The sequence below is a fragment of the Ruminococcus sp. 1001136sp1_2201st1_G3_2201SCRN_220225 genome (genome assembly GCF_040924365.1).
Classification (GTDB): domain Bacteria; phylum Bacillota; class Clostridia; order Lachnospirales; family Lachnospiraceae; genus Blautia_A; species Blautia_A faecis.
In genome coordinates this window covers 1-3,160 of the sequence record NZ_JBCOME010000123.1, presented here as the reverse complement: position 1 = coordinate 3,160, position 3,160 = coordinate 1, and the positions used below count along the sequence as shown (strand labels likewise).

At 42.3% G+C, this 3,160-nt stretch carries 4 protein-coding genes; 2 read left to right on the top strand and 2 right to left on the bottom strand.

Going from position 1 to position 3,160, the window contains the following annotated elements; genetic code table 11:
• Nucleotides 1-64, bottom strand: a 64-nt coding sequence (locus AB5642_RS20070; protein ID WP_368356968.1) for a DUF6783 domain-containing protein, incomplete at its 3' end; no start/stop codon positions are given.
• A 140-nt stretch (nucleotides 65-204) separates the two neighbouring features.
• Here AB5642_RS20070 and AB5642_RS20065 point away from each other — a divergent pair.
• Together AB5642_RS20065 and AB5642_RS20060 are read left to right on the top strand one after the other, a co-directional pair.
• Entirely contained in the window at nucleotides 205-936 is a 732-nt protein-coding gene (locus AB5642_RS20065; RefSeq protein WP_195392118.1) for an ABC transporter ATP-binding protein, read from the top strand.
• Nucleotides 936-1,859, top strand: coding sequence for a SufD family Fe-S cluster assembly protein (locus AB5642_RS20060; protein ID WP_118577643.1), 924 nt, complete (start codon nucleotides 936-938; stop codon nucleotides 1,857-1,859). Before AB5642_RS20065 ends, AB5642_RS20060 begins: the two co-directional genes overlap by 1 nt.
• A gap of 102 nt (nucleotides 1,860-1,961) precedes the next feature.
• On the opposite strand, the gene AB5642_RS20055 is transcribed toward AB5642_RS20060, so the two are convergent.
• Entirely contained in the window at nucleotides 1,962-2,942 is a 981-nt protein-coding gene (locus AB5642_RS20055; RefSeq protein ID WP_195392119.1) for a hypothetical protein, read from the bottom strand.
• Nucleotides 2,943-3,160 lie beyond the last annotated feature (218 nt).

The following is a 3,160-nucleotide window of genomic DNA, read 5'->3' as shown; positions in this document are numbered from 1 at the left end:
CGCCCTCATCCGGGCAAAATCTCCCACAAATTGTGACGCACATCTTGCAGAAAGCCTTTTTCAAACACGCTCTAGTTGACAATTTTTTTTATTTGGAGTACAGTCCAAGAAGAAATAAAATCGTTATTGCTCAAAAGTAATGTTTTTCTGGAATTTCGGGCACAATTGGAGCAGTAATGTAAAATTAACAGAAGAGGTATGAATATGCTGAAAGTAAAGAACCTGACTTTTGAAGTGAATGAAGAAGGGAAAAAGCGCTGTCTGGTAAATCACATCAGTTTTGACGTTCAGGATGGGGAAATGCTGGTAATCACTGGACCAAATGGCGGTGGAAAATCCACCCTGGCCAAGGTACTGGCTGGCATTGAGAAAGCAAACAGCGGAGAAATTTATCTGGATGATGAGAACATTACAGGATACGATATTGATCATCGTGCAAATGCGGGAATTGGCTATGCATTTCAGCAGCCACCCCGCTTTAAAGGTATGACCGTGGCAAGAATGTTATCTCTTGCAGCAGGAAAGAATTTAACGGAAAAAGAGAGCTGTGACCTTCTCTCTGCTGTAGGACTTTGTTCCGAAGATTACTTAAACCGTCAACTGGATGGAACCCTTTCCGGCGGTGAGATGAAGCGAATTGAGATTGCCACAGTTTTGGCGAAATCTCATAAAGTAAGCATTTTCGATGAACCTGAAGCAGGAATCGACCTGTGGAGCTTTTCCATGCTGATCAAGCGCTTTGAGGAGATTCATCGTGAGAAAAAGGAGTGCCTGATCCTGATTTCCCATCAGGAAAAAATCATCAATATGGCAGATAAGATCATGGTAATTGAAGACGGTGAAGTAAAGAGATATGGTACCAAAGAAGACGTTTTCCCAACCTTATTTCAGCAGGAAAAATGTCAGAAATGTCTGAATGAAGGAGGAAAATGTTGATGGTTAAAGTAGAAGAAACAACCCAGGGTGTGCTGGATAAGATCAGCGAAGGCTTTGCGCAGAAAGGTGCTTTTAATCTCCGTCAGAATGGTATTTCCATCTGTCACGGCGACAGCGAACATATCAAAATAAAGAAAAAAGAGGACAAGCCGGGAATCGATATTTTCATTGACGGGGAGACAAAGGGAGAAAAGGTTTTCATTCCGGTAGTGGTAAGTGTATCTGGAATGACCGATCTGGTTTACAATGATTTTTATGTGGCAGACGGTGCAGATGTTGACATTGTTGCAGGCTGCGGAATCCACAATAGTGGCTGCAATGACAGTCGTCACGATGGTATTCATACCTTCCATGTGGGTAAAAATGCCAATGTACATTACGAGGAAAAACACTACGGAGAGGGGAATGGAACCGGAAGCAGAGTGCTGAATCCGGTAACCAATATTGAGCTTGGTGAGAACTCCGTATTTACGTTGGATACCGTTCAGATCAAGGGTGTTGACTCCACAATCCGTACCACAAATGTTTCAATGGATGCAGATTCCAAGCTGTTTGTTCTGGAACGTCTGATGACAGATGGGGAGCAGAAAGCGGAGTCTGATATTGAAGTCTGTATGAACGGAGCAGGATCTTCTGCACAGATTATTTCCCGTTCTGTTGGAAAGGGAAATTCTTCCCAGGTTTTCCATCCGAAGGCTGTTGGAAAGAACAAATGTCACGCACATATCCAGTGTGATTCCATTATTATGGATCATGCTGAGGTGGGCTCCATCCCGGAAATCCAGGCGAAACATGTGGATGCTGCAATTGTTCACGAGGCAGCTATTGGAAGAATTAACGATGAGCAGCTTCTGAAGCTAAGAACTCTTGGAATGACGGAAGCTGAGGCGGAAAATGTAATCATTGAGAATTTCCTGAGTTGAGAAAAACTTAAACAGAAAAATAATTATTCAGTAGGTATGTACTATTTCGCGGAGGGTGTAACTGTGAAGGTACTGAATAGTTATACAGAGAATATAGAATCTTCAGGTTGGTTTGGAAGATTTATGAAAAATGCCAGGCAGCGTCGTCCAAAAACGCTGGCCTGGCATTTGACTATTGCTGTTATTATTGGTGTTGTTATTGTTTTGACCGTTATTGTTCTGGTCATTATTACCAGATGTACTTCCGTTGTTATTATTGTTGTTTCCTGGTGTGCTGCTGTTCTGGTTGCCTTTATCGGAATCGTTTTTACCGGAGTTATCTTTACCGGAATCATCTTTACCGGAATCATCTTTACCAGGATTATCTTTTCCTGAGTCCGAGTCATCCTTGCCAGGAGCAACTGTGATCGTAAAGATTGTGTTAATAATGCCGGTGTAATTTCCGGATCCTGTAATAGTTACAGTGGCAGTACCTTCCTTCACATTATCTTTATAAGAAACTGTGAAATCAGTGCCTGCCGCAAGCGTCTTGTCTCCGTATGTAACGGTAACATCCGGGCATTTCTCTGTTCCGTCACTGGTGTAAGAATACTGGGAAAGAGAAGCGGAATAGCGGCTGCTATCCAATGGTTTAATGGTAAAGTCTTTCGTAACAGAACCAGTGTAATTTCCAGTTCCAGTGAGAATTGCAGAAGCAGTACCTGCATCCCAGTTGTTTCTGTAGGAAACGTAATAATCCTGGTTCAGGGTTAATTCCTTGTCCTCGCTTTTTACTGTGGCGGTTGGGCGTAAAGAGGAGCCTGTGTAGGTAAGGCTTTCATCGGAAAGCGTAACCGTGCAGCTGCTGATGTTAGCTCTGTTTATAGTAAAGGATTTAGTTACATACCCCTGGTAATTTCCAATTCCATCAATTCCAACCCACGGAGAATTGTAATAACTGCTTGGTTCAATGTTGTTGTGGTATGTTACAGTGAAATCCCTGTCTTTTACCAGGGTTTTACCACTGTGGGTAACTGTCACTTCAGGAGTTACCTCGGAACCAGCGTAATATGCCGGGGCAATGGAGAATCTGGCATTTGCCATGATCTACAATACAATCACTGGAAATACAGATGCAGTAGAGGAAAATGGAGAGGCAGTCCGTTTGTACCAGAATTTCTGGAGATTCACAAAGGAAAATGTGAAAAGGACACAAATTTAGTTTTTCATTTAAGATAAATGTGAAAAAGGTTGAATGAAAAAGTAACTTCCACCATACATTGACACAGGTAAAATAAGACTTTTTTGCAGGACTAACGTCC

Excerpts from the sequence above, each read along its gene's own strand:
- AB5642_RS20065 (WP_195392118.1), top strand. The coding sequence starts at position 205 with ATGCTGAAAGTAAAGAACCTGACTTTTGAAGTGAATGAAGAAGGGAAA.
- AB5642_RS20060 (WP_118577643.1), top strand. The coding sequence starts at position 936 with ATGGTTAAAGTAGAAGAAACAACCCAGGGTGTGCTGGATAAGATCAGC.
- AB5642_RS20055 (WP_195392119.1), bottom strand. The coding sequence starts at position 2,942 with ATGGCAAATGCCAGATTCTCCATTGCCCCGGCATATTACGCTGGTTCC.